21 protein-coding genes and 1 riboswitch are annotated in these 22,045 nt (G+C 39.6%); of the genes, 20 read left to right on the top strand and 1 reads right to left on the bottom strand.

Annotation, left to right across the window (positions count from 1 at the left end):
- Positions 1 to 15: 15 nt before the first annotated feature.
- From aroA to odhB, 15 genes are all read left to right on the top strand, one after another.
- Positions 16 to 1,296, top strand: a complete 1,281-nt coding sequence (gene aroA, locus ACY10D_RS00595) for a 3-phosphoshikimate 1-carboxyvinyltransferase (RefSeq protein ID WP_486998876.1) — start codon at positions 16 to 18, stop codon at positions 1,294 to 1,296.
- Between the two features lie 53 nt (positions 1,297 to 1,349).
- Positions 1,350 to 1,952: a class I SAM-dependent methyltransferase gene (locus ACY10D_RS00600; RefSeq protein ID WP_486998877.1), complete on the top strand. Its 603-nt coding sequence runs from the start codon at positions 1,350 to 1,352 to the stop codon at positions 1,950 to 1,952.
- Positions 1,953 to 1,975: 23 nt separating this feature from the next.
- A complete protein-coding gene (gene rnhA, locus ACY10D_RS00605; RefSeq protein ID WP_486998878.1) occupies positions 1,976 to 2,443 on the top strand; it encodes a ribonuclease HI in 468 nt (155 codons plus the stop codon).
- Entirely contained in the window at positions 2,433 to 3,473 is a 1,041-nt protein-coding gene (gene ansA, locus ACY10D_RS00610; RefSeq protein ID WP_486998917.1) for an asparaginase, read from the top strand. Before rnhA ends, ansA begins: the two co-directional genes overlap by 11 nt.
- A complete protein-coding gene (gene can / locus ACY10D_RS00615; protein WP_486998879.1) occupies positions 3,470 to 4,174 on the top strand; it encodes a carbonate dehydratase in 705 nt (234 codons plus the stop codon). The genes ansA and can overlap by 4 nt, the downstream gene beginning before the upstream one ends.
- Complete coding sequence (locus ACY10D_RS00620; protein WP_486998880.1) at positions 4,174 to 4,884, top strand: SIMPL domain-containing protein; 711 nt, start codon at positions 4,174 to 4,176, stop codon at positions 4,882 to 4,884. Before can ends, ACY10D_RS00620 begins: the two co-directional genes overlap by 1 nt.
- Before the next feature lie 130 nt (positions 4,885 to 5,014).
- Positions 5,015 to 5,455, top strand: coding sequence for a DUF29 domain-containing protein (locus tag ACY10D_RS00625; protein WP_486998881.1), 441 nt, complete (start codon positions 5,015 to 5,017; stop codon positions 5,453 to 5,455).
- A 134-nt stretch (positions 5,456 to 5,589) separates the two neighbouring features.
- Positions 5,590 to 6,039, top strand: a complete 450-nt coding sequence (locus tag ACY10D_RS00630) for a DNA polymerase III subunit chi (RefSeq protein WP_486998882.1) — start codon at positions 5,590 to 5,592, stop codon at positions 6,037 to 6,039.
- Positions 6,040 to 6,065: 26 nt separating this feature from the next.
- Entirely contained in the window at positions 6,066 to 7,034 is a 969-nt protein-coding gene (locus ACY10D_RS00635; protein ID WP_486998883.1) for a DUF6929 family protein, read from the top strand.
- Positions 7,035 to 7,206: 172 nt separating this feature from the next.
- A complete protein-coding gene (gene sdhC / locus ACY10D_RS00640; protein WP_486998884.1) occupies positions 7,207 to 7,596 on the top strand; it encodes a succinate dehydrogenase, cytochrome b556 subunit in 390 nt (129 codons plus the stop codon).
- Positions 7,584 to 7,925: a succinate dehydrogenase, hydrophobic membrane anchor protein gene (sdhD, locus tag ACY10D_RS00645; RefSeq protein ID WP_486998885.1), complete on the top strand. Its 342-nt coding sequence runs from the start codon at positions 7,584 to 7,586 to the stop codon at positions 7,923 to 7,925. Before sdhC ends, sdhD begins: the two co-directional genes overlap by 13 nt.
- A 12-nt stretch (positions 7,926 to 7,937) precedes the next feature.
- Entirely contained in the window at positions 7,938 to 9,725 is a 1,788-nt protein-coding gene (sdhA, locus tag ACY10D_RS00650) for a succinate dehydrogenase flavoprotein subunit (RefSeq protein ID WP_486998886.1), read from the top strand.
- 10 nt (positions 9,726 to 9,735) lie between these two features.
- Entirely contained in the window at positions 9,736 to 10,440 is a 705-nt protein-coding gene (locus ACY10D_RS00655) for a succinate dehydrogenase iron-sulfur subunit (RefSeq protein WP_486998887.1), read from the top strand.
- An 83-nt stretch (positions 10,441 to 10,523) separates the two neighbouring features.
- Positions 10,524 to 13,379 (top strand): 2-oxoglutarate dehydrogenase E1 component, encoded by a 2,856-nt coding sequence (locus tag ACY10D_RS00660; RefSeq protein WP_486998888.1) that lies wholly within the window; start codon positions 10,524 to 10,526, stop codon positions 13,377 to 13,379.
- An 82-nt stretch (positions 13,380 to 13,461) separates the two neighbouring features.
- Entirely contained in the window at positions 13,462 to 14,958 is a 1,497-nt protein-coding gene (gene odhB, locus ACY10D_RS00665) for a 2-oxoglutarate dehydrogenase complex dihydrolipoyllysine-residue succinyltransferase (RefSeq protein WP_486998889.1), read from the top strand.
- Here the strand turns inward: odhB and rsgA are convergent.
- Positions 14,955 to 15,935, bottom strand: coding sequence for a ribosome small subunit-dependent GTPase A (rsgA, locus tag ACY10D_RS00670; RefSeq protein WP_486998890.1), 981 nt, complete (start codon positions 15,933 to 15,935; stop codon positions 14,955 to 14,957). The genes odhB and rsgA overlap by 4 nt on opposite strands.
- Before the next feature lie 160 nt (positions 15,936 to 16,095).
- A riboswitch (FMN riboswitch) is annotated at positions 16,096 to 16,248 on the top strand.
- A gap of 234 nt (positions 16,249 to 16,482) precedes the next feature.
- Between rsgA and ribD the strand changes: the two genes are divergently transcribed.
- The 5 genes from ribD (at position 16,483) to ACY10D_RS00695 (ending at position 21,763) form a co-directional block, all read left to right on the top strand.
- Positions 16,483 to 17,568 (top strand): bifunctional diaminohydroxyphosphoribosylaminopyrimidine deaminase/5-amino-6-(5-phosphoribosylamino)uracil reductase RibD, encoded by a 1,086-nt coding sequence (gene ribD, locus ACY10D_RS00675; RefSeq protein WP_486998891.1) that lies wholly within the window; start codon positions 16,483 to 16,485, stop codon positions 17,566 to 17,568.
- A 9-nt stretch (positions 17,569 to 17,577) separates the two neighbouring features.
- Entirely contained in the window at positions 17,578 to 18,186 is a 609-nt protein-coding gene (locus tag ACY10D_RS00680) for a riboflavin synthase (RefSeq protein WP_486998892.1), read from the top strand.
- Complete coding sequence (ribB, locus tag ACY10D_RS00685) at positions 18,170 to 19,378, top strand: 3,4-dihydroxy-2-butanone-4-phosphate synthase (protein WP_486998893.1); 1,209 nt, start codon at positions 18,170 to 18,172, stop codon at positions 19,376 to 19,378. The genes ACY10D_RS00680 and ribB overlap by 17 nt, the downstream gene beginning before the upstream one ends.
- A gap of 2 nt (positions 19,379 to 19,380) precedes the next feature.
- Positions 19,381 to 19,809, top strand: coding sequence for a 6,7-dimethyl-8-ribityllumazine synthase (gene ribH / locus ACY10D_RS00690; protein ID WP_486998894.1), 429 nt, complete (start codon positions 19,381 to 19,383; stop codon positions 19,807 to 19,809).
- A 442-nt stretch (positions 19,810 to 20,251) separates the two neighbouring features.
- Positions 20,252 to 21,763 carry a glycoside hydrolase family 5 protein gene (locus ACY10D_RS00695; RefSeq protein ID WP_486998895.1) on the top strand — a complete coding sequence of 504 codons (1,512 nt, stop codon included), beginning with the start codon at positions 20,252 to 20,254 and terminating at the stop codon, positions 21,761 to 21,763.
- The last annotated feature ends 282 nt before the right edge of the window (positions 21,764 to 22,045 follow it).

A 22,045-nucleotide genomic window follows, 5' to 3' on the forward strand; every position in this document is an offset into this window, starting at 1 on the left:
TGATAATTACATCGTATGACTCAACAATCGCTACCATTAGCAACAAAGAAAATATCAGCAGAGGTATCATTACCAGGCTCAAAAAGCTTATCCAATCGCGTATTACTAATTGCGGCAATGGCAAAGGGTGAGTCGGTGATTGATAACTTGCCTTTAAGTAAGGATGTATTAGCCGGTGTTGGCGCATTACAAACCTTGGGTGTTTCACATCAGTTTGATAAGGCATCAAGGCGCATTGTTATTCAGGGTGCTAATGGTTCTTTCCCTAATCAAAAGGCACGCATTTTTTGTAATGAAGCGGGAACGTTGACTCGCTTTATTATTCCATTGTGTGCCGCACAAAAAACAGGTGAGTATTATATCTATGCTGCTGACAGAATGATGGCGCGTCCCATTGCTGAGCAGTTATCTGTATTAAGCTCTTTGGGTATGCGCGCAAGCTATGAGCAAAATCAAGCGTCATTGCCTATGACTATTTTGGCAGAGGGTTTAAAGCAGACAAGCAATGTAAGCATTGATGGTGCTAAGAGTAGTCAGTTTTTGTCAGGTTTGTTAATCGCATCTCCTTTGATCAACGGTGGCTTAAGCATTCATTCAGATACCGATCACCCGCAACCCTATGTGCAAATGACGGTGGATATGATGCGTGATTTTGGTGTGTCAGTTGATGTGGAAAATAATCTTTATAAGATACAAGGTAATCAAAGCTATCAAGCGCGACATTATGCAATTGAGCCAGATATTTCCACCGCATCGTACTTTTGGGCATTGGCGGCAATCACGCAAGGTGATGTTAAAGTTAAGCACGTAACACGCGATGCTAAGCAAGGTGATATTCGTTTTTTGGAAGTGCTTGAAAAAATGGGCTGTCAAGTGATCGACGAAGAAGATGGTATTCGCGTGATCGGTGGCGATGTATTGCATGGTGTGACAGTAGATATGCGCAATTTCTCTGATACATTCATGACTGTTGCCGCAATTGCGTGCTTTGCTAGGGGGCAGACACATATCACAGGACTTGCACACACGCGTTTACAGGAATCAGATCGTGTCAGTGCTATGGCTGAGGGCTTAACACGTTTAGGTGTTAACGTGACAACAACTAAGGATAGTATCCATATTTATCCTGAAAAATCATCGCTTAGAGCTGCTATTGTCGAAGGGCATAATGATCATCGCATTGCAATGTCATTAGCACTGATTGGTCTAAAGCAGGAAGGTGTTATTATCAATGGTGCTGAGTGTGTTAGTAAAACATGCCCTGATTACTTTGAGCGGATGGCGAAAATTATTTAGTTCATGCGCAAATCACGGTAAACTGAGGCCATTTTTGATAGAAAGGATGATTGATGCAAGATAGGCAATTACTGGATTTAGAGGTGATGTTATCGCGCTTTAGCGTCAGACGTGCTTTTTATCTAGGAAAAGTTAAAAAAGCTTATTTTGAGCGAGTTTCCGCAGTGCATCATTATGCAGCAAGCGGCTTTATTTATGATGCGCAGCTATTTGGCGCAAGCTTTAATGCTGGCAATTGGCCGTTTGCGAACAAAAGCTTTGATCTAATTATACTTGATAATGTGTTATTAAATCCTAATGATGTACATAAGATTTTAATGGAAGCCATTCGAGTGCTCAGTGATGATGGTTGCTTGATTGTGGTGCAATACAAAAAAAATCAGAACATAACCATTCCATTTCGTTTTGTTAATAAAGAAATAAAGTCTCAAGGTTTACATAAAATTGAAAGTCATTATTATGATGTGTTTAATGTCAAAGACTTCAATAAATGGTTGCCGTGTTTGTTGCCTGAGAGCTTTTCTTGTGAGTATATTGCAAGCTTCAGCAAACAGGTTATTTCGTTAAGCCCATTGTTCTCTGGGGCAACGGAAATGGTTAAGTTGCCAGGGAAATATGCCATTGGCATGAATAAAGCGTTTAAAGTGAAGAAATAAAATAAGTAGATATAACAAAATAGATGAATACTCAAAAAAACAACGACGTAAATAAATTAAAAAAGATTGTCATTTATACCGATGGCGCGTGCAAGGGTAATCCTGGGCGCGGTGGTTGGGGGGCAATTTTGCAATACAAAGCTAAAACCAAAGAGATCTATGGTGGTGAAGATAATACTACGAATAACCGCATGGAGTTATTGGCAGCAATTAAGGCATTACAGCTATTAAAAGAGAGGTGTGATGTCGAGCTTTACACTGATTCCAAATATGTGCAGCAAGGTGTTAATGAATGGCTTGATGGTTGGATACAGCGCGGTTGGAAAACGGCAAATAAGCAACCAGTAAAAAATCAAGACTTATGGCAGATGCTTGATCAGTTGCGTCATAAACATCAGGTGAAATGGTGTTGGGTTAAAGGACATAATGGTCACCCATTAAATGAGCGTGCTGATGAATTGGCTAATAAAGGGGTCGTGCATAGTGAATAGTAAATCTATTAAAAATAAGAAGATCTATGTAATCTATACCGGTGGCACGATTGGAATGGTCAAAACCGATAAGGGTTATGCACCAAAGCAAGGCTATTTGTTGGATAAAATTAAAACGATCAAAGATTTTTATCATAATGATGTGCCCGATTTTAAGATCAATGAATATCCTGAGTTGATTGATTCAGCAAATATTAAACCGGAGGATTGGATCACCATCGCACTGGATATTGTCAATCATTATGAGCAATATGATGGCTTTGTGGTGTTGCATGGTACAGATACGTTAGCATATACTGCATCCAGTTTGTCGTTTATGTTAAAGAACTTAAACAAGCCGGTGATTTGCACAGGCTCACAGATCCCAATTTCTGAGCTAAGATCAGATGCCTCAGATAATATTTTGCATAGTTTGATCTTGGCAGCAGATGAGCGTATTGCTGAGGTTTGTGTGTATTTTAATAAGCAGCTATTACGGGGGAATCGCTCGATAAAGGTTAATGCCTCGGGTATGGATGCGTTTAATTCACCTAATTATCCAGTGCTAGGGCACGTGGGTATTGATATTGAATTAAATGAAGCCTACCTGTACCCGTGTGATCACAGTGAGCCAGCTGAGATTGAGTTTAAAACCCTAGGCGTGCCTAAGATTGCAGTGTTATCAATTTTCCCAGGCATGGATGCGAATATCTTAAAAAAAGTATTACAGCCACCATTGCAAGGATTGATTCTTAAGACCTATGGTGCAGGTAATATCATGAACTCGCCTGAGATTCTCTATGAGCTTATCGAGGCATGTCAGCGAGGGGTGATCATCATCAACTGCACACAATGTGTAAAGGGCAGTGTCAAAATGGGGGCGTATGAAGCTGGCATTGGGCTTGTAAATGCTGGTGTCATCTCAGGGCATGATATGACTGATGAGGCAGCATTGACCAAACTCTTTTATCTTTTGAGTATTCCGGGGTTAACACAAGAAGAAGTGAAATTAGCACTACATAAAAACTTGCGAGGAGAAATAACGTTATGAAATATTTAACGAAGCTGATGGAGCAAAATCGTCAATGGGTTGACGATACCAATCAAAACAAACCAGGTTTCTTTGAGAGTCTATCAAAGCAGCAAAACCCGGAGTATTTGTGGGTTGGTTGCTCTGATAGTCGTGTGCCAGCAAATCAAATTTTGGGATTGCTGCCAGGAGAGGTCTTTGTCCATCGTAACATTGCTAATGTTGTTGTGCATTCTGATTTGAACTTTTTATCTGTATTGCAATATGCGGTTGATGTATTGAAAGTAAAGCATATCCTTGTTTGTGGACACTATTGTTGTGGAGGTGTTAAAGCAGCTACTATGAATGAGTCGCATGGGTTGATTGATAACTGGTTAAGACATGTTCAAGATGTGCATCATAAGCACAAGGAGTTATTAAAACCTTTTGACCATGGTGAGTGTGAGGCTTTAGCGCAAGGGGTAGATTGCAAAGAGCAAAAGCATGCGGTGATGTGTGAGCTTAATGTGGTTGAGCAGGTAATTAATGTCGCCAAAACTACGGTGATCCAAGATGCTTGGCAGCGAGGGCAGGAGGTGATGATCCATGCTTGCGTTTACTCTGTATCTAATGGTTTCCTGCAGCAGATTGCTTTTGGCGTGGCAAGTAATGATGAAATTGAAGATTTTTATGATAAAGCATTAACCAGTATACAGCGTGATTTATATAAGGCGAAAACATAATGGCTGAGCAAAAGAGTGTTGATAAGACAAAGTTTTTTGGTTATTTAAGTATAGGCGTTGGTATGGCACTCGCAGGTGGCTTTGTATCATATGGAATTTTGAATTTTCATGCATTTAATCGTTATGTTGCGGTTAAGGGTTTGGCAGAGCAAACGGTTAAAGCGGATAAAGCCATTTGGAGTATCAGTTATAGTGTTAATGCCAATAGCTTAAAAGAAGTCTATCAGAAGGTTGATCAAGATCAATTGGCAGTGAAAAACTTTATAAGTCAAGCAGGTGTGGATGCCAAGGCATTACAATATGGCAGTATTTCGCTAAATCAAAACTCGCATAGTAAAGATCAGGTTAATACCTCAAATTACAGTGCTTATGGTAGTATGACAATTACGACAGATAAGGTTGATTTAGTGCAAGGTTTAGCACAAAAAACCAGTGATTTGGTCGCCAAAGGTGTTGTCGTTAGTAGTAGTAATGTTGCCTATAAATATACAGGGCTTAATAGTATCAAACCAAAAATGCTCGAAGATGCCACACAAAATGCCAAAACCGCGGCATTACAATTTGCTAAAAATGCGCAAACCGCTTTAGGCAGTATTCGTCAAGCATCGCAAGGTGCTTTTACGATTAGTAATCAAGATGCTTCTTATGGAGATGGTGATCCCTATAAACTGGTTCGTGTTGTGGTGAGTTCTGAGTATTTTTTGAAATAAAATAATAGAGCACTCCCTTGATTGCCATTTTGTAAACTGACATGTGGATAATGATTGGCTATTAACCATTGTTTCTGCTAGCATTTTTATGCTGCGTATTAATATTTAACCTAAGTTTGGAGTCATCAATATGGCAAAGCCACTTTATGAAAGAGATTTTTATGCTTGGACGATTCAGACTGTTCAAGCGTTAAGAGCTAAAGCATTTAATAAAGTTGATATTGAACACTTAACAGAGGAGTTAGAAAGTATGGGTGCAAGTCAAAAGCACGCATTAAAAAGTAGGCTGCGTGTTCTTTTAATGCATCTGCTTAAGTGGCAATATCAACCTTCTTATAGAAGTAGAAGTTGGGGAAATACGATTATTGCGCAAAGAGATGATTTGAAAGATCTCATCCAAGATAATCCTAGCTTGAAAAGTAAAATTGATGAAATGCTTCCTAAGTCTTATAAGTTAGCATTATTAGATTTTGAAAATGAGACAGGCATTGATCCTAAAAAAGCCGAAGTGCCAGAGGTCTGTCGTTATAGTTTTGATCAGGTATTAGATGATGGGTTTTATCCTGAATAATTTTTTCTGTACCAAGTACCGTAAAATGGTTTGTGGGCGGTATATTATATAAGCGTTGGCTGAGCGTAAGTCGAAGCCATTATAAGCAATGTATTTCTAAACTCACCCTTCGACTGATACTCAGGGTGCGATAAATGCTAAGGGTTGATTTTTTGAATATTGATTTTTTTATATTGCCCACTCAAGATGATGAGCAATTTTATCAATTTGTAAGTGCACAGGTTAAATCCTATTACGCAGCAGGGAAAACGGTTGTGATCTATGCAGAGAATCTATCGTGTAAGGAGCTAGATGCTAGCTTGTGGTTTGATGGTGAAGATGATTTCTTGCCACACGCTTATATGGCTGAGGTGTCACCAGATTATGCAAAGCTACCGGTGGTGCTTGTGAGTGAGGCGACTTCTCTTAAAGATGTTAACAAAAACATATTGATTGATCTAACGTTGAGTAATATGCCAGCTGATAATGAGGCTAAACATTTAGTGAAAATTGTTGATCAAGAGCCTTCAAGACTACAAGCTTCAAGGCGTTACTATAAGGCGCTGCAGCAACAAGGTCTCACCATTAATGTACATAAGATATAAAAACTATCGAATATCAAGGAGGTAATATGAGATATCGTTTGTTGGCAATTGGCTTATTGAGTTGTTTGTTTAGCTATTCATGGGCGGATATTAATGTCGATATCAAACACCATGGGATGCTCAATCAGATAATAAGTGCTGCATCAGGAATAGAAAAATGGGGTGATAAATACTATGTCATTAGTGATGATAGTATGAATATGGCAGTTGTTAATAGCGAGTTTAAAGTTTTACAACTAATACCACTTGAAAAAGAGCAGTCTAAGCTTAATGCACCTATTGAAAAATCACAAAAGAAAGACCTTGAATCAATGGCAATTGGCAACTTTAGTGATGAGCCGCTTTTGATTGCTCTAGGTTCGGGTTCAAAAAAGAATCGCTATCTTGGTTATATTTATAATTTAAAAAATCAGCAGGTTAAAACGGTTGATTTGCAGTCTTTATATCAGGCATTAAAGATGCGCGTGAATTTGACTAAAGATGCCAAGATTAATATTGAGGGTTTTGCGATAACACAAGATAAGGTATATATCGCAAATCGCGGTAATGCCCATAAGGACATTATTTTTGTGTTGCCAAAAGATGTGTTTTGGCAGTTATTAAATGCGACAAAGCCAAGTAACAAAGAGGCTGATATTAAGGTTGTCAAACCTAACATGCCACAAATAGGGCGTTATGCTTCTACTTTTTCAGGTTTGGATTATGATGCAAATGATAACTTGCTTTTATTCACCACATCCATCGAGTTAACCGATGATGCTTATCATGATGGATTGGTCTTAGGTAGCTTTGTTGGAAAAATCGCGTTGGATAAGCTAAAGAATAATGTGGATTTAACAAACTATAGTCAACTCTTATTTGATGAGCATGGCGTTATTCAAACAAAAATAGAATCAATTATCTTTAGTGAGAAATCTGACAAAGGAGTTAATGCATTTTTAGTCAGTGATAATGATGGCAAACCTTCTGAATTTTACCAAGTTGAAATATATTAAATAACTTGATCTTTAAAAATACTTCAATGCTTACATTTAAACCTTGTTTTTGTCAGGCTTAGATTAATTCTGATTGCTTGCTTCTTCACGGTAGCACTTCAATTTATTTGTGCTAGAATACGCAAGATTTTGTGTTTAACACGTTAATTTTCTTGATAAGCAGGAGAAAGCAATGAAACATCAAGGACCACGAAATATAGGGCTTGGCTCAATAAAGTCCTATTCGTTCCCTATTACGGCAATAAGCTCGATTATTCACCGGATCACTGGTGTGTTAATGGTTGTGTTATTGCCGTTTTTATTATGGGGTTTTAGTTTGTCAATGCGCTGTGGTGGCGACTTTTATTATGTACAGGATTTGTTAATCCATTCACCATGGAGTGTTCTCGCTTGGATCTTTATATCAGCGGTGTCATATCATGTGATCGCAGGCATTCGCCACTTGATTATGGATTTAGGATTTGGTGAGGAAATGTGTACTGCTAAAGCTTCTTCAATCGCTGTTTTAGTGCTAGGTGTATTAGTAACAATTTTCTGGGGGCTTTGGTTATGGGTAATGTAACTTCATGCACACGTTCAGGTTTGAAAGACTGGTTTTTGCAACGTGTTACCGCAATCATTATTATGTTATATGCAATCTTTGTCGTGATTGTTGTCTTAACACTATCCGGTGATGGCTCATATCATACATGGCTTGCGATTTTCCAAAATACGTGGGTAAAAATATTTACGATTTTAGCATTTTTGTCATTAATGGCGCATGCGTGGATTGGTATGTGGACGATTTTTACTGATTATGTGAAGTGCGCATGCATTCGCGGGTTCTTGCAAGTAGCTGCAATTGTTGGTTATCTTGCGTGTTTTATTTGGCTTATTTGTATTTTATTTTAAGGGGTATTGATAATGAAAATTGCAGTACAACAATTTGATGCAATCGTTGTTGGTGCCGGTGGCGCTGGAATGCAGGCAGCATTTCAATTAGCTCAATCAGGGTTTAAAACCGCAGCGATTTCAAAAGTGTTTCCAACGCGCTCGCATACGGTATCAGCACAAGGCGGTATCGCTGCGGCATTAGGAAATGTTGAATATGATGATGGTCTACCATCAGATGATTGGAAATGGCATACCTATGATACGGTTAAAGGTTCTGATTATATCGGTGATCAGGAAGCAATTGAATTTATGTGTGAGAATGCACCACAAGCAATTATTGAGCTTGAGCATATGGGTATGCCATTCTCACGTCTAGAAAACGGTAAGATTTATCAACGTGCTTTTGGTGGTATGTCACGCAATTATGATGTGGGTAATATTGCCAAAAGAACATGTGCAGCATCCGATAGAACAGGGCATGCGTTACTACATACGCTTTATCAGGGTAATTTAAAGCATGAAACCAAGTTTTTTAACGAGTGGTATGCGCTTGATTTAGTAAAATCTTCAGAACATGCAATTGCCGGTGTATTGGCAATGAATATGGAAACCGGTGAAATCGTGTTCTTCCAGTCAAAAGTAACGATCTTAGCCACAGGTGGCGCGGGACGCATTTACGAATCAAGCACCAATGCACATATCAATACGGGCGATGGTGTTGGTATGGCATTAAGAGCAGGTATTCCATTACAAGATATGGAATTCTGGCAATTCCACCCAACAGGTATTGCAGGCGCTGGTGTATTAGTAACCGAGGGTTGCCGTGGTGAGGGTGGAATTCTGCGTAATAAAGATGGCGAGCGCTTTATGGAGCGTTATGCGCCAAATGCCAAAGATTTGGCATCGCGTGACGTGGTATCACGTGCATCACAACAAGAGATCAATGAAGGCAGAGGACTTAAATTTGCAGGCGTTGATTGTGTCCACTTAGATTTAACGCATTTAGATGAAAGTGTTATTAAAGAGCGTCTACCAGGTATTCGTGAGTTGGCAATGACCTTTGCAGGTGTTGATCCATTAAAAGCACCGATTCCTGTGGTACCAACTTGTCATTATATGATGGGTGGTGTTCCTACTAATAAACACGGTCAAGCATTAACACAAAACGCCAATGGTGAAGATGTTGTTATCGATGGCTTATATGCCGTTGGTGAGTGTGCCAGCGTTTCTGTGCATGGTGCGAATCGTTTAGGTTCTAACTCATTACTGGATTTGGTGGTATTTGGTCGTGCGGCAGGTATGCATGCTGAGGATGCATTGCGTGCTGGTATGCAGCAACGCGATGTAACCGATGAAGCATTAGATCAAGCGATGGCGCGTTATAACCGTTGGGAAAATAACAAAGGTGGTGAGGGTGTTGCTGAGTTACGTGCTGAGCTGCAAAAGGCAATGCAGGTTGATTTCTCAGTATTTAGAACAGAACAGCAAATGCAAGATGGTTTAGAGCGTTTGAAATCATTGCGTGAGCGCGTGCAAAAAGCATCTCTTGCCGATCACTCACATGTATTTAATACCGCAAGAATCGAAGCGCTTGAGCTTGACAATCTTATGGAAACGGCGATGGCAACGGCTGTTCTTGCATTGACACGTAAAGAGTCACGTGGTGCTCATTCACGTGAAGATTACCCTGAGCGTGATGATGAGAATTGGTTGAAGCATACGCTTTATTTCCTAGAGGGAGATCGTCCGTCAACGCGTGATGTGAATATGAAGCCATTAAAATTAGAACCATTCCAACCAAAAGTAAGAAGCTACTAAGGAGATAACGGTGGAAGTTAAATTTAAAGTTTATCGCTATAATCCTGAAGTCGATAATAAGCCTTACTATAAAGATTATACCGTGACAGTTGAAAATGAGGGCACAAAAGTGCTAACAGCGATTGAGCTGATTAAACAACAAGATCCAACACTGGCTGTGCGTCGCTCATGTCGTGAGGGCGTTTGTGGTTCAGATGGTATGAATATCAATGGTAAAAACCGCTTGGCATGTATTACCTCTATTGGTGAGGTATCACAACCTATTAAGCTGCAACCTTTGCCAGGCTTGCCAGTGATTCGTGATCTGGTGGTTGATATGGATCAGTTTTACAAAAACTACGAGAAAGTGAAGCCGTATTTGATCCCCGCTGAGGGTGATATGCCAGTTAAAGAGCGTCTACAATCGCCAGAAGATCGTGCGAAGCTTGATGGTCTGTATGAGTGTATCTTATGTGCATGTTGTACGACCTCATGTCCATCATTCTGGTGGAATCCAGATAAATTTATTGGTCCATCTGGTTTGTTACAAGCTTATCGTTTTGTGGTTGATTCACGCGATGGTGCAACACAAGAGCGTTTGGATGCATTGCAAGATCCGTTTAGCGTCTTTAGATGTCGCACAATTATGAACTGTGTGAGTGTTTGTCCAAAAGGGCTTAACCCAACCAAAGCGATCGGCAAACTCAGATCGATGATGTTAAAAAATAACGTGTAGTTAAGAAGAATCAAGCGCCGGAGATCCGGTGCTTTTTTGTTTGAACTAGTAAAAAACTAAAAAAAAGTAAAAGAGTAGAAACTATGAGTGAAACCCAAGAATCAATGTCTTCATGGTGGCAGTCTTCGCAACTATCCGGTAGTAGTAGCGCATACTTGGATGCTATTTATGAGGATTATTTACAAGACCCTAATTCAGTAGATAGTAGTTGGCGCCAGTATTTTGACGCGATTCGTGACAATAAACATGAAGTCTCGCACGCACAAGTTCGTGAAGACTTTATCGCTTTAAGCAAAAACCCATTTCGCTTTGCACTGAAAACGCCTCAAGGGATGGTTGTTGACTCAGGGAATTATCCTGATGGTGGTGATAAAGTCTCAGCAGTGATGGATCTTGTTTATATGTATCGCAGCATTGGTCACAAGGTTTCGCATTTAGATCCTCTGAATATTAAAAAACCTGAAGAAACCCCCGAGCTTGAGCTTGATTTTCATGGACTTAATAACGCTAACTTAAATGAAAAATTTAATGTTGGTGTTTTTTCTGACTATCAAGCGTTACCACTCAAAGAAATCATTGCTAAATTGCAGCATGTATATACCGGTAGCATCGGCTATGAATTTATGCATTTAAACAATATGGCTGAAAAGCTATGGTTTAGACAGCGTATTGAAAAACAGATTCCTAATTTATCGGTTGAGCGCAAAACATGGTTGCTAGATCGTCTAACAGCTGCTGAAGGTTTAGAAAAATATCTTGGCATGAAATACGTTGGTCAAAAACGTTTCTCATTAGAAGGTGGCGAATCAATGATTCCTGCTCTTAATGAGATGATCAATAAAGCAGGCGAAGTTGCTGTTGAAGAGATTGGTCTTGGTATGGCGCATCGTGGACGTTTAAATGTCCTTGTTAATATTATGGGTAAATCACCTGAGAATTTATTTAAAGAATTTGAAGGCGCACAGGATAAAAAGTTTTTATCAGGAGATGTAAAGTATCATTTAGGTTTTGCCTCTTGGCATAAGACACCAAAAGATGAGGTGCGTCTAGCATTAGCATTTAATCCCTCACACTTAGAGACTGTTGATCCAGTCGTAGAAGGGGCAGTAAGAGCGAAACAAGAATGTTTTGCGGATGATAATCCACAGGGTAAGGTTGTACCGATTTTAATTCATGGCGATTCTGCATTTTGTGGTCAAGGTGTGGTGATGGAGACATTTGCTTTATCACAAACCAGATACTATGGCACTGGAGGCACAATTCATATCGTGATCAATAACCAAGTCGGGTTTACAACGGATAAAAAAGAAGATAACAGAAGTAGCTTGTATTGTACTGATATTGCTAAAGTTGTTGAAGCACCTGTTTTACATGTTAACGGTGATGATCCTGAGGCAGTGCTACGTGTTGCGGGTCTTGCGATGGATTACCGCATGATGTTTGGCAAGGATATTGTTATTGATTTGGTGTGCTATCGCCGTCATGGACATAATGAAGCAGATGAGCCATCAGGGACACAGCCGTTGATGTATAGCATTATCAAAAAATTACCAACAACACGTACTATTTATGCTAAAAAACTTGAAAGTGAAGGTATTGTTTCAAAAGCGCAAGCTGATCAAATGGCCAAAGCGTATCGTGATCGCTTACAAAAAGGCGAAGTAGTTGCAGATATAATTACTGGTGACCATCATGAGCGCCATACTAAATGTGTTGCTGATTGGCGTCCGTATGTTAACCAAAAATGGGATCAAGCAGTTGATACGCGCATTGATAAAGCGCAATTGGTGAAATTGGCTCAAAGCTTAAATGATTTGCCCGCTGATTTGACATTACAACCCCAAGTTAAAAAGGCAATTGATGATCGTATTAAAATGGCTTCTGGAGAAATTCCAGGCAACTGGGGCTTTGCTGAAAATTTAGCGTATGCTACGTTGTTAGCTGAAGGTTATAATGTTCGTTTATCAGGTGAAGACTGTGGTCGTGGTACATTCTCACATCGTCATGCAGTGTTACATAACTATGATTACAGCAAAACAGAATTGCCAGATTATACGCCATTACAACACATTAATGACAAGGCGCAATGTCACATTATTGATTCTGTATTATCAGAGTATGCGGTACTTGGTTTTGATTATGGTTATAGCTGCTCAGCACCTGAGACGTTAACCATATGGGAAGCGCAGTTTGGTGATTTTGCTAATACCGCGCAAGTCGTCATTGATCAGTTTATTGCAGCTGCAGAAGAGAAATGGGGTATTTTATCAGGTCTTGTCATGCTTTTACCGCATGGTCAAGAAGGGCAAGGGGCTGAGCATTCATCAGCAAGACTAGAGCGTTTCTTACAATTATGCGCGCATGATAATATGCAAGTCTGTGTGCCAACGACACCTGCGCAAATGTTTCATATGTTGCGCCGTCAGATGTTGCGCCCATATCGCAAGCCATTGATTGTGATGTCGCCTAAGAGTTTGTTACGTCACCCGATGGTGCATTCAACACTGGATGAATTAGCTGATGGACAATTTTATAACGTGATTGCCGAAGTTGAAGATATTAAGCCGCAATCAGTATCACGTGTGATTCTATGTTCAGGTAAGGTCTACTATGATTTGTTGGCAGAGCGTATTGATAAAGAAGTAAAAGATATTGCGATTGTGCGTGTTGAGCAGCTTTATCCATTCCCGCAAGTGGATCTTGATAAGGTATTAGCGCCTTATGAAGCGATTAATGACATTGTTTGGGTGCAAGAAGAGCCTGAAAATCAAGGTGCTTGGTGGATGATTCAGCATGAATTGCGTAAAGTATTGCGTAAAGACCAAAGTTTATCTTATGTTGGCAGAAAAGCAGCGGCAGCACCTGCGGTAGGTTATCCGTCATTATTCCATGCACAACAGAGTGAGCTAGTTGCTAAAGCATTGAAGTTGGATAAATAAGATCCATTTCTAAAGATGGTAAAAGATAGTAAATTAAATAATGTTGATAAAATAAGTAAAATAAAAAAGTTAAGGGTGAACCATGACAGAGGTAAAAGTTCCTGTTTTTCCGGAATCAATTGCAGAAGGTACAATTGCAACATGGCATAAAAAGCCAGGTGATCGTGTTGAAGAAGGCGATGTGTTGGCAGAGATTGAAACAGATAAAGTGGTAATGGAAGTCCCAGCAATGGCAGCTGGTACGATGGGTGAGATTACTAAGCACGAAGGTGATACGGTTCTTTCTCAAGAAACGATTGGTTCAATTACTGCCGGTGTTGCAAGTGATGCTCCAACTGCTGAGCAGCCTGCTGAAGCAGTGCAAGTAGTAGCTCCTGAGTCTTCATCAACTGGCGAAGCTGTTACGGTTAATGCTCCAACGTTCCCTGAGTCAATTGCTGAAGGTACAGTAGCAACATGGCATAAAAATATTGGTGATCAGGTTGAAGAAGGTGAAACTTTAGTTGAGATCGAAACTGATAAAGTGATGATGGAAGTGCCAGCAGCACAAAGTGGTATATTGACTGAAAAACTTAAAAATGAAGGTGACACGGTACTAAGTGCTGAAGCAGTTGCTAAGATTAGTGCCGGTAGCGTGAGTGCTACAGCAGTAGTTGCTCCAGTAGCAGCAGATGTAAAAGAAGCGCAATCACAAGATCATTTGTCACCTGCGGTGCGTCGCGCGGTTAAAGCCAATGACGTTGATGTGAATAATGTACAAGGCACAGGTAAAAATGGCCGCATTACCAAGCAAGATGTAGTCAGTGCGCCTGTATCTACACAAGCTGCAAAACAAGCGCCAACAACTCAAGCGACTGATGCAATGAGCTTTGAGGGTGATCGTCCTGAGAAGCGTGTGCGTATGACTCGCTTGCGTCAAACGATTGCAAAACGTTTGGTTGAAGTACAGCATAGCAATGCGATTTTGACGACGTTTAACGAAGTTGATATGAAGCCTGTGATGGATCTAAGAAAGCAATATAAAGATCTTTTCCAAAAGACACATGATGCGAAGCTTGGCTTTATGTCATTCTTCTTAAAAGCAGCTACAGAGGCATTAAAGCGATTCCCTGAAGTTAATGCATCAATTGATGGCACAGATGTTGTCTATCACGGTTTCTTTGATATTGGTGTGGCTGTTGGCTCAGATCGCGGTTTAGTTGTTCCTGTGATTCGTAATGCAGATCAAAAGTCTTTTGCCCAAATCGAGAATGACATCATCGAGAAGGCGATTAAAGCACGTGATGGCAAATTATCATTAGAAGAGATGCAAGGCGGCACATTCACGATTACCAATGGTGGTACCTATGGCTCGATGCTATCAACGCCAATTATTAACGCACCTCAAAGCGCGATCTTAGGTATGCACAATATTGTTGAGCGCCCAGTCGTTGTGAATGGTGAGATCGTGGTTCGTCCGATTATGTATTTGGCATTGTCGTATGATCACAGAATTATTGACGGTAGTGTCTCAGTTAAATTCTTAAAGACCATTAAAGAGTTGATTGAAGATCCCGCTAGAATGTTGTTGGAAATCTAATTTTGATACTCTAAATGTTCATGAATTAATCGATGATAGTTGATAAAGCGTTGCTTGCTGATTTTATCAGCGGCAATGGCTTCATTAATCGCACACCCTTTCGTGTTTTCAATGTGTTCACAGTTTCTAAATTTGCACTCATTCTCTAGTTGTGCGAACTCTTTAAATCCTGCAAAAATATCTGCTTTATCCAAATGCCAAATACCAAATTCACGAATGCCTGGTGAGTCAATGATATTGGTATCTTGATCTAGATGAAATAATCGCGCACTGGTTGTGGTGTGTTTGCCGCGACTGTTTTGCTCAGAAATCTCACCTGTAAGGGTTATATTCTTGCCAAATAAGGCATTAAGCATCTCAGATTTGCCAACACCTGATTGACCAACAATAATTGAAGTTTTATGTTGTAAAAGCGTTTTAAGGGCTTGAAGGTTTTTATGACATAAAGCAGAACAAGTAATAAGCTCATAATCTAATCCGCGATAAAGATGAATAATTGCCTCAAGCTGTGCCTTATTGTCAGACTCATCAAATAAATCCATTTTGTTGAGCACAATAATGGGTTTGATATTCATATGATGTGCAGCGACGAGATATCGATCGATATAATGCTCAATTGGCGGGGGGGTAACAGCAAGCATAATAATCAGCTGATCAATATTTGCTGCCATCGTTTTGTGGTTGTGTGCGAGTTTACTAGGGCGTATTAGTGCGTTACTTCGAGGTAAGATTTGACAGATAACACCATACTCACTGTTGTCTTGTGGTAGATAAAGTACGTTGTCCCCTGCAACAATGGCGCCTAAGTTTTGACGGTATTGGCAAAAAATAATCTCACCTGTTTGGCTTTCAAGCTCAATGAGTTTGCCGCGATGTGATATCACAAGCGCTGACAAAGCATGTGATAAGTCGTCACTAGATGCTTTATGTTCTTTGATATTGCGAAGCTGTTGTTTACTTAAATTACGTTTTGCCAATGGTGTTCTTAATCTTCAAAGAGTGTTGCAGTGGATTATAGCTATTGATATAAAATAATACAGTACAGATTATGGATTAAACGTCCTAAATTCAATTCGTATTTGTGTTCAGTGCTTATCACTTCTGGATTTTTCATTTAAAACAACGTAGAATTCAACCCTAGTTCTTCAGGGCGGGGTGAAACTCCCCACCGGTGGTAATTCTATAAATATTTAGAAAAGCCCACGAGCGCTTTGGCTTTAAGGTCAAAGGTCAGCAGATCTGGTGAGATTCCAGAGCCGACGGTTATAGTCCGGATGAAAGAAGAAGTAATATGATTAACATATGTGTAAAGTACAAATGCATTATATTTTAAAATGTTGAATGTTGAATGTTGAATGTTGAATATTGAATGTTGAATGTTGAATATTGAATGTTGAATGTTGAATGTTGAATGTTGAATGTTGAACCTATTATCAATGTGTTGCTTTTACCCATTTTGCATATGTTTATTTCTTTTGCTTGTCCCTGAAGTTAAGTAAATTAATAAAAAGGTGATTATTGCAAGTGTTTCAAGCAGATTATTTTTATATGTCTCAAGCGCTGGTGTTGGCAAAGCGTGGTGCTTTGACTGTGTCACCTAACCCGATGGTTGGTTGTGTGATTGTTAAAAATGGTCAAATTATTGGTGAAGGTTGGCATCGTTTTGCTGGAGATAAACATGCCGAGATTCATGCCTTAGATCAAGCAGGGGATAGTGCGCAAGGTGCGACTGTTTATGTTACTCTTGAGCCATGTTGTCATGTAGGCAGAACAGGGGCTTGTACCGAGCGCTTGATTACGGCACAAGTTGCTAAAGTCGTTGTTGCAAGTGTTGATCCTAACCCGCAAGTAGCAGGTAAAGGTATTAAGCGTTTACAACAAGCAGGTATTGTCGTTGAAACAGGGCTTATGTGTTATGAAGCGACTGCCATGAATAAAATATTTTTTCATTATCACACCCATAAACGTCCATATGTTATTGCCAAATGGGGCATGTCACTCGATGGTCAGATGGTTACTCATCCCCAAGATAACAAACAAATTACCAATCAAGCATCACAGCAACAAGTGCATAATCTACGTAATAGCGTTGATGCGATTATGATTGGGCGCCAGACGCTGATTGAAGATAACCCAAGTCTTACGGTGAGGTATTCAAAGGCTGAGTTTATTAAACATCCATTGCGTATCGTGTTATCAAAAACTTGCCAGTTACCATGTGATGCAACGCTTTTTAATGATGGTATTGAGAGTCTTGTGATTAGTAGTGATTTAGCAGATCAAGATACGCTTGATGCATTAGAGCGTAAAGGTATTGAGTGCATTAAGGTATCACTGAATCAAGGTGAGACTGATCTTGAAGAGGTCTTAAAAGTGCTAGCGCAAAGAGGTATTACCAGTGTCTTAGTTGAGGGTGGCAGAACATTGCTTAATGCTTTCTTTGAGGCACAGTTTGTTGATGAAGTGCAAAGTTATGTAGCACCTATGATCATTGCTGATTTTAATCACAAGAAGCGCATTAATATCAAAGACAATGGTTTTTTGAATAATGATTATTATTGTATGGGACGCATAGAAAAAGCAGGAAAAATAGAAAATAAGAGGTCGTAAGAGGTAATTATGTTTAGTGGTATTGTACAGGAAGTGGCAACAGTTGAGGCTGTGTCAGGATCTGATCTGGTGACATTGGTGATTCGCTCAGAGCAATTAGCAAGTTGCAAAATAGGTGATAGCATCGCCATTAATGGTGTGTGCTTAACGGTCGTTATTTTGGATAAAGTAAAGGGGTTAGTGAGCTTTGAGGCGGTACCTGAAACACTGCGCAAAACTACCTTAGGACAGCTCATTGTCGGATCGCACGTTAATCTTGAGTTGTCGTTACGCTTAAATGATTTTATTGGCGGGCACATGGTGCAAGGTCATGTTGATGGTGTTGGTGAAGTGAAATCAATTACCCATGAGGCAGAGGCTTGGCTTGTCGCTATTTCTGCGCCTTCGGAGATATTAAGATATTTAGTCAATAAAGGATTTATCACCATTGATGGTATGAGCATTACTGTGATTGAAGTCAGAGATGACTGTTTTACGGTCACTTTTATTCCGCATACGGTTGATGCCACTATTGTTAAGAATTATCAAGTGGGCACCAAGGTCAACCTTGAAGCGGATCCTATTGGTAAACACATTCATCATTATATGGAGAAAATACAACATGTTTCAAAGAATTAAAACACGCGTTGAAGCGGCAGTTAATGCCTTAAAACAAGGTAAAAGTATTATCGTAACCGACGATGAAGATCGCGAGAATGAGGGTGATTTAATCTTCCCTGGGCAGCTTGCGAATATTGAGAATGTCAACTTAATGCTACAACATGCCAGTGGTATTGTCTGTTTGGCAATGTCAAAAGCGCATGCCAAACGCTTGCAATTAAATCCGATGGTGCCGGCAGATTTAAACACCAGTCAATTTACGACGCCTTTTACTATCACGATAGAAGCAAAAGAAGGGGTGACAACAGGTGTATCTGCTAAAGATCGTGCGCATACGATTCAAGTGGCGTCAAACCCTGAGGTTGATCCTAGTGATATTAGTCGACCTGGGCATATTTTCCCATTAGTTGCAAATGATTATGGAGTATTAGGGCGTCAAGGGCACACAGAGGCAAGTGTTGACTTGGTGAAAATGGCAGGATTTCATCCTGCCGCAGTCTTGTGTGAGCTGATGAATAAAGATGGTAGCATGATGAAAGGCGAAGAGATTGAGCGCTTTGCTTTAGTGCATGATTTGCCGATATTAAGTATTGAGGAGCTTCGTTTATATCGCTTAGCAACGGAAAAGCTCATTACAAAAGCGGCAAGTAGCCTTATTCCTTTTCGTGATTATGGTGAGCTTGAGATGAGTGTTTTTATCGATCCGGTAACCCAAAGTGAAATCAAAGTTATAAGCAAAGACATTAAAGATAATCCACTGGTGCGTATTCACTCATCGTGTATTACGGGAGACTTGTTTGGTTCATTAAAGTGTGATTGCCAATCACAACTGCATCATGCGTTACACGAGATTGCCGAGCATGGAGGAATCTTGATTTATCTTGAGCAAGAGGGGCGCGATATTGGCTTGGTGAATAAGCTTAAAGCCTATGAGCTGCAGCGGACAGAGCGTATGGATACAGTTGAAGCCAATGAAGCACTTAATTTGCCAATAGATAATCGTCGCTATGATCATGCGCTGCAAGTCTTGAAATATTATGATATAAAGTCATGTCAATTATTATCAAATAACCCAGAAAAGGTGCAGGCTTTACAAAAGGCGGGTATTGCTGTGCAGGTGCTCGTATCAGAGTCAGATGTGCATGAGCATAATAAAGGATATTTACAAACTAAAAAACAACGGCTAAACCATAGCATAAAAGGAGTATGATAATGCCAAAGATTGCGATTGTTGTGAGTGAATTTAATGCGTTAATTACCGATAAGTTATTAGAAGGCGCACTTGAAGAGGCGCAAAGTCAGTCAATAAAAACGCCAGAAGTCTACAAAGTGCCAGGAGCCGTCGAGCTGCCCTATGCGGCAAAGCAGCTAGCTAAAACTAAGAAATATGATGCTATTGTCTTGTTGGGTTGTGTGATTCGCGGACAAACTGATCACTATGATTACGTGTGTATGCAAGTATCACAAGGCACACAAGATGTGATGATGAGCTATGACTTGCCGGTGATTTTCGGCGTGTTGACAACGCATAATAAGGATCAGGCATTAGCACGTGTCGGTGGTGAAAAAGGTCACAAAGGAAAGTATGCGTTAAAAGCCGCATTAGATATGGTTAAGCTTAAAAAAGAGATCAGTGCTTAATTTATTAGATTTTGATTTCTTGGGTAATTTCATATGCTGGGTAAGCAATTTTGCAATCGGTGTTAGTTTCTATTTTTTCTTTATTCTCCGTTTGATACGCAGGATACCCGCAGGCATATAAAGATAAGCACTTTCTGTTAGCATAATCATCGCTATCATTTTTGCAGTGACAAGAAGTATTGCTCTCATAGAGGCGACCTTTTTTAATGTGTTTGAAATGAATGCGAATTATATATATTTAATACTCTATTGTCTGTTTTCAAATGAGTAACAATTGGTATTTATTTTAATGTCAGTAAATTGTCATTTAAGAAGCAATATCAACAATTCTTTGGTGATTTTGCTAAAAAATCAGTCATTTTTAGTCATATGAACTATATTTAATTTGAGTTACTAATGCATATAATTGCAAGGGATTTAAATAATAACAGGAGATAGACTCATGAAATTTTTAGCCAAAGGAATAGCCATTGCAACTGTTTTAGCTGCAAGTCATAGTTTTGCTACAGTGATGACAAATAATATCAGCGGCTTGTATGATGCAGCCTTATTACCACAAGCACAACAGCCACTTTTATGTGTTAAAGATTCAGACGGTAAAGTTACTGAATGGAAGCATGGAGAACAGTTAGACCCGAACGCAATTAGTGGTAATAAATACTACTTTGGTGCTTCATTACGCTTAGGGGGATGCGCAGATAGTGATATTTATTTAGGTTGGTTAGATGTAAGTGGTAGTGACGTTAAATATAAGCCTGCCGATAACTCACATATCCAACTAACAGATTATAGTATTACCAATAATGTATTTAATGGTAAGGTTGCTTTTACTAAAATATTACCTGCAGGTAGCGGCTTCCCAACAAATACGCGAGTAACAGGTGATTGGTATACAGGTATTAATTTATCAGGGCTTGAATTCTCAACAATGCCAAATGCCAGTGTTATTCCTGATTTATCTGATGGTGGAGCCGATAACAAGCCAACCATTGAATTTTTAAATCAAGGAGCAAACACTATTCGTGTCCCAGTGCGCTGGGCATATTTGCAACCATATGGTTATCAAGATATTAATAGTTCTAATAATCAAACGGCATTTCAGGATTATTTTAATAATTTAGTGGCGCCAACCTTAGCAACAATCACATCACATAAATATTACGCTATTTTAGATCTGCATAGCTATATGCATTACAGTGCAGTAGGTAGTGAGGTTGCTGGTTGTACAGGGCAGGGGCAATGTCCACAAGGGGCTTTAGTTACAGACCCAAAATATTATGTCAATATTTGGGATAAGTTATACAGTGCTATTAAGCAAGATCCTGCTATTAATGAACAATATTTGATGTTCGATTTAGTGAATGAACCATCAGCAGCCTCTGGTGAGAAATTAACAGCTCAGCAAGTATTTGATATGGAGGTTGCTGTTATTAAAAGCCTAATAAATACTGGATTTAAAGGTAAGTTATTAATTGAAGGAGTTCATTTTTCAGGTTTGCATAGTTGGGATGCTGCGGGTAATGCAACAGTTTTTACGCGTCAAAATTTTCTTAATGCGGGCGTCAGTAGCGAAGTATTGGATAATCAAGTGATTATCAATGTGCACCAATATTTGGACAGTGATTTTAGTGGTACGCAGGATCAATGCTTGCAAGATATTACAACAACAGGTCCGAATGGTTTTAACTTAGATGTTTTTGTCAGTTACTTAAAAGCTAATAAATTTAAAGCAATAGTTACTGAGTTTGGCGTAGGGAAGGACCAAGCTAGCTGTGCTAAACCATTAGCTGACTTCTTAGCGTATATGAAAACACACGCTTATACTAAGACAAATGGTTATGGTTTTGTTGGTTGGACAGCTTGGAGTACAGGGCATGGCTGGGGTGATTACAATCTCAATATTACACCAAATGATTGGAAAGATAGTGTTCTTAAAGAATATTTTGTCAAATAGGGTGTTGATCCCAAAAATTGCAAATGGTATTTGCAAATCTACATGCAAATTGCAAACTGAGTTTGCAGTTTTTAATATCGTACCCTGAGCGAAGTCGAAGGGTGTATGTGCTTGTGGTATGTAAAAAGGCTTCGACTGACGCTCAGCCAACAGTTATCTTCTGATTTTGTTGCTTTAGCATAGACCGTACCCTGAGCGAAGTCGAAGGGCCTGTGTGCTCGTAGTATGTAAAATGGCTTCGACTGACGCTCAGCCAACAGTTATCTTTTGATTTTGTTGCTT

The organism is Cysteiniphilum sp. (genome assembly GCF_057495195.1).

Excerpts from the sequence above, each read along its gene's own strand:
- aroA (WP_486998876.1), top strand. The coding sequence starts at position 16 with ATGACTCAACAATCGCTACCATTAGCAACAAAGAAAATATCAGCAGAG.
- ACY10D_RS00600 (WP_486998877.1), top strand. The coding sequence starts at position 1,350 with ATGCAAGATAGGCAATTACTGGATTTAGAGGTGATGTTATCGCGCTTT.
- rnhA (WP_486998878.1), top strand. The coding sequence starts at position 1,976 with ATGAATACTCAAAAAAACAACGACGTAAATAAATTAAAAAAGATTGTC.
- can (WP_486998879.1), top strand. The coding sequence starts at position 3,470 with ATGAAATATTTAACGAAGCTGATGGAGCAAAATCGTCAATGGGTTGAC.
- ACY10D_RS00620 (WP_486998880.1), top strand. The coding sequence starts at position 4,174 with ATGGCTGAGCAAAAGAGTGTTGATAAGACAAAGTTTTTTGGTTATTTA.
- ACY10D_RS00625 (WP_486998881.1), top strand. The coding sequence starts at position 5,015 with ATGGCAAAGCCACTTTATGAAAGAGATTTTTATGCTTGGACGATTCAG.
- ACY10D_RS00630 (WP_486998882.1), top strand. The coding sequence starts at position 5,590 with ATGCTAAGGGTTGATTTTTTGAATATTGATTTTTTTATATTGCCCACT.
- ACY10D_RS00635 (WP_486998883.1), top strand. The coding sequence starts at position 6,066 with ATGAGATATCGTTTGTTGGCAATTGGCTTATTGAGTTGTTTGTTTAGC.
- sdhC (WP_486998884.1), top strand. The coding sequence starts at position 7,207 with ATGAAACATCAAGGACCACGAAATATAGGGCTTGGCTCAATAAAGTCC.
- sdhD (WP_486998885.1), top strand. The coding sequence starts at position 7,584 with ATGGGTAATGTAACTTCATGCACACGTTCAGGTTTGAAAGACTGGTTT.
- sdhA (WP_486998886.1), top strand. The coding sequence starts at position 7,938 with ATGAAAATTGCAGTACAACAATTTGATGCAATCGTTGTTGGTGCCGGT.
- ACY10D_RS00660 (WP_486998888.1), top strand. The coding sequence starts at position 10,524 with ATGAGTGAAACCCAAGAATCAATGTCTTCATGGTGGCAGTCTTCGCAA.
- odhB (WP_486998889.1), top strand. The coding sequence starts at position 13,462 with ATGACAGAGGTAAAAGTTCCTGTTTTTCCGGAATCAATTGCAGAAGGT.
- ACY10D_RS00680 (WP_486998892.1), top strand. The coding sequence starts at position 17,578 with ATGTTTAGTGGTATTGTACAGGAAGTGGCAACAGTTGAGGCTGTGTCA.
- ribB (WP_486998893.1), top strand. The coding sequence starts at position 18,170 with ATGTTTCAAAGAATTAAAACACGCGTTGAAGCGGCAGTTAATGCCTTA.
- ribH (WP_486998894.1), top strand. The coding sequence starts at position 19,381 with ATGCCAAAGATTGCGATTGTTGTGAGTGAATTTAATGCGTTAATTACC.
- ACY10D_RS00695 (WP_486998895.1), top strand. The coding sequence starts at position 20,252 with ATGAAATTTTTAGCCAAAGGAATAGCCATTGCAACTGTTTTAGCTGCA.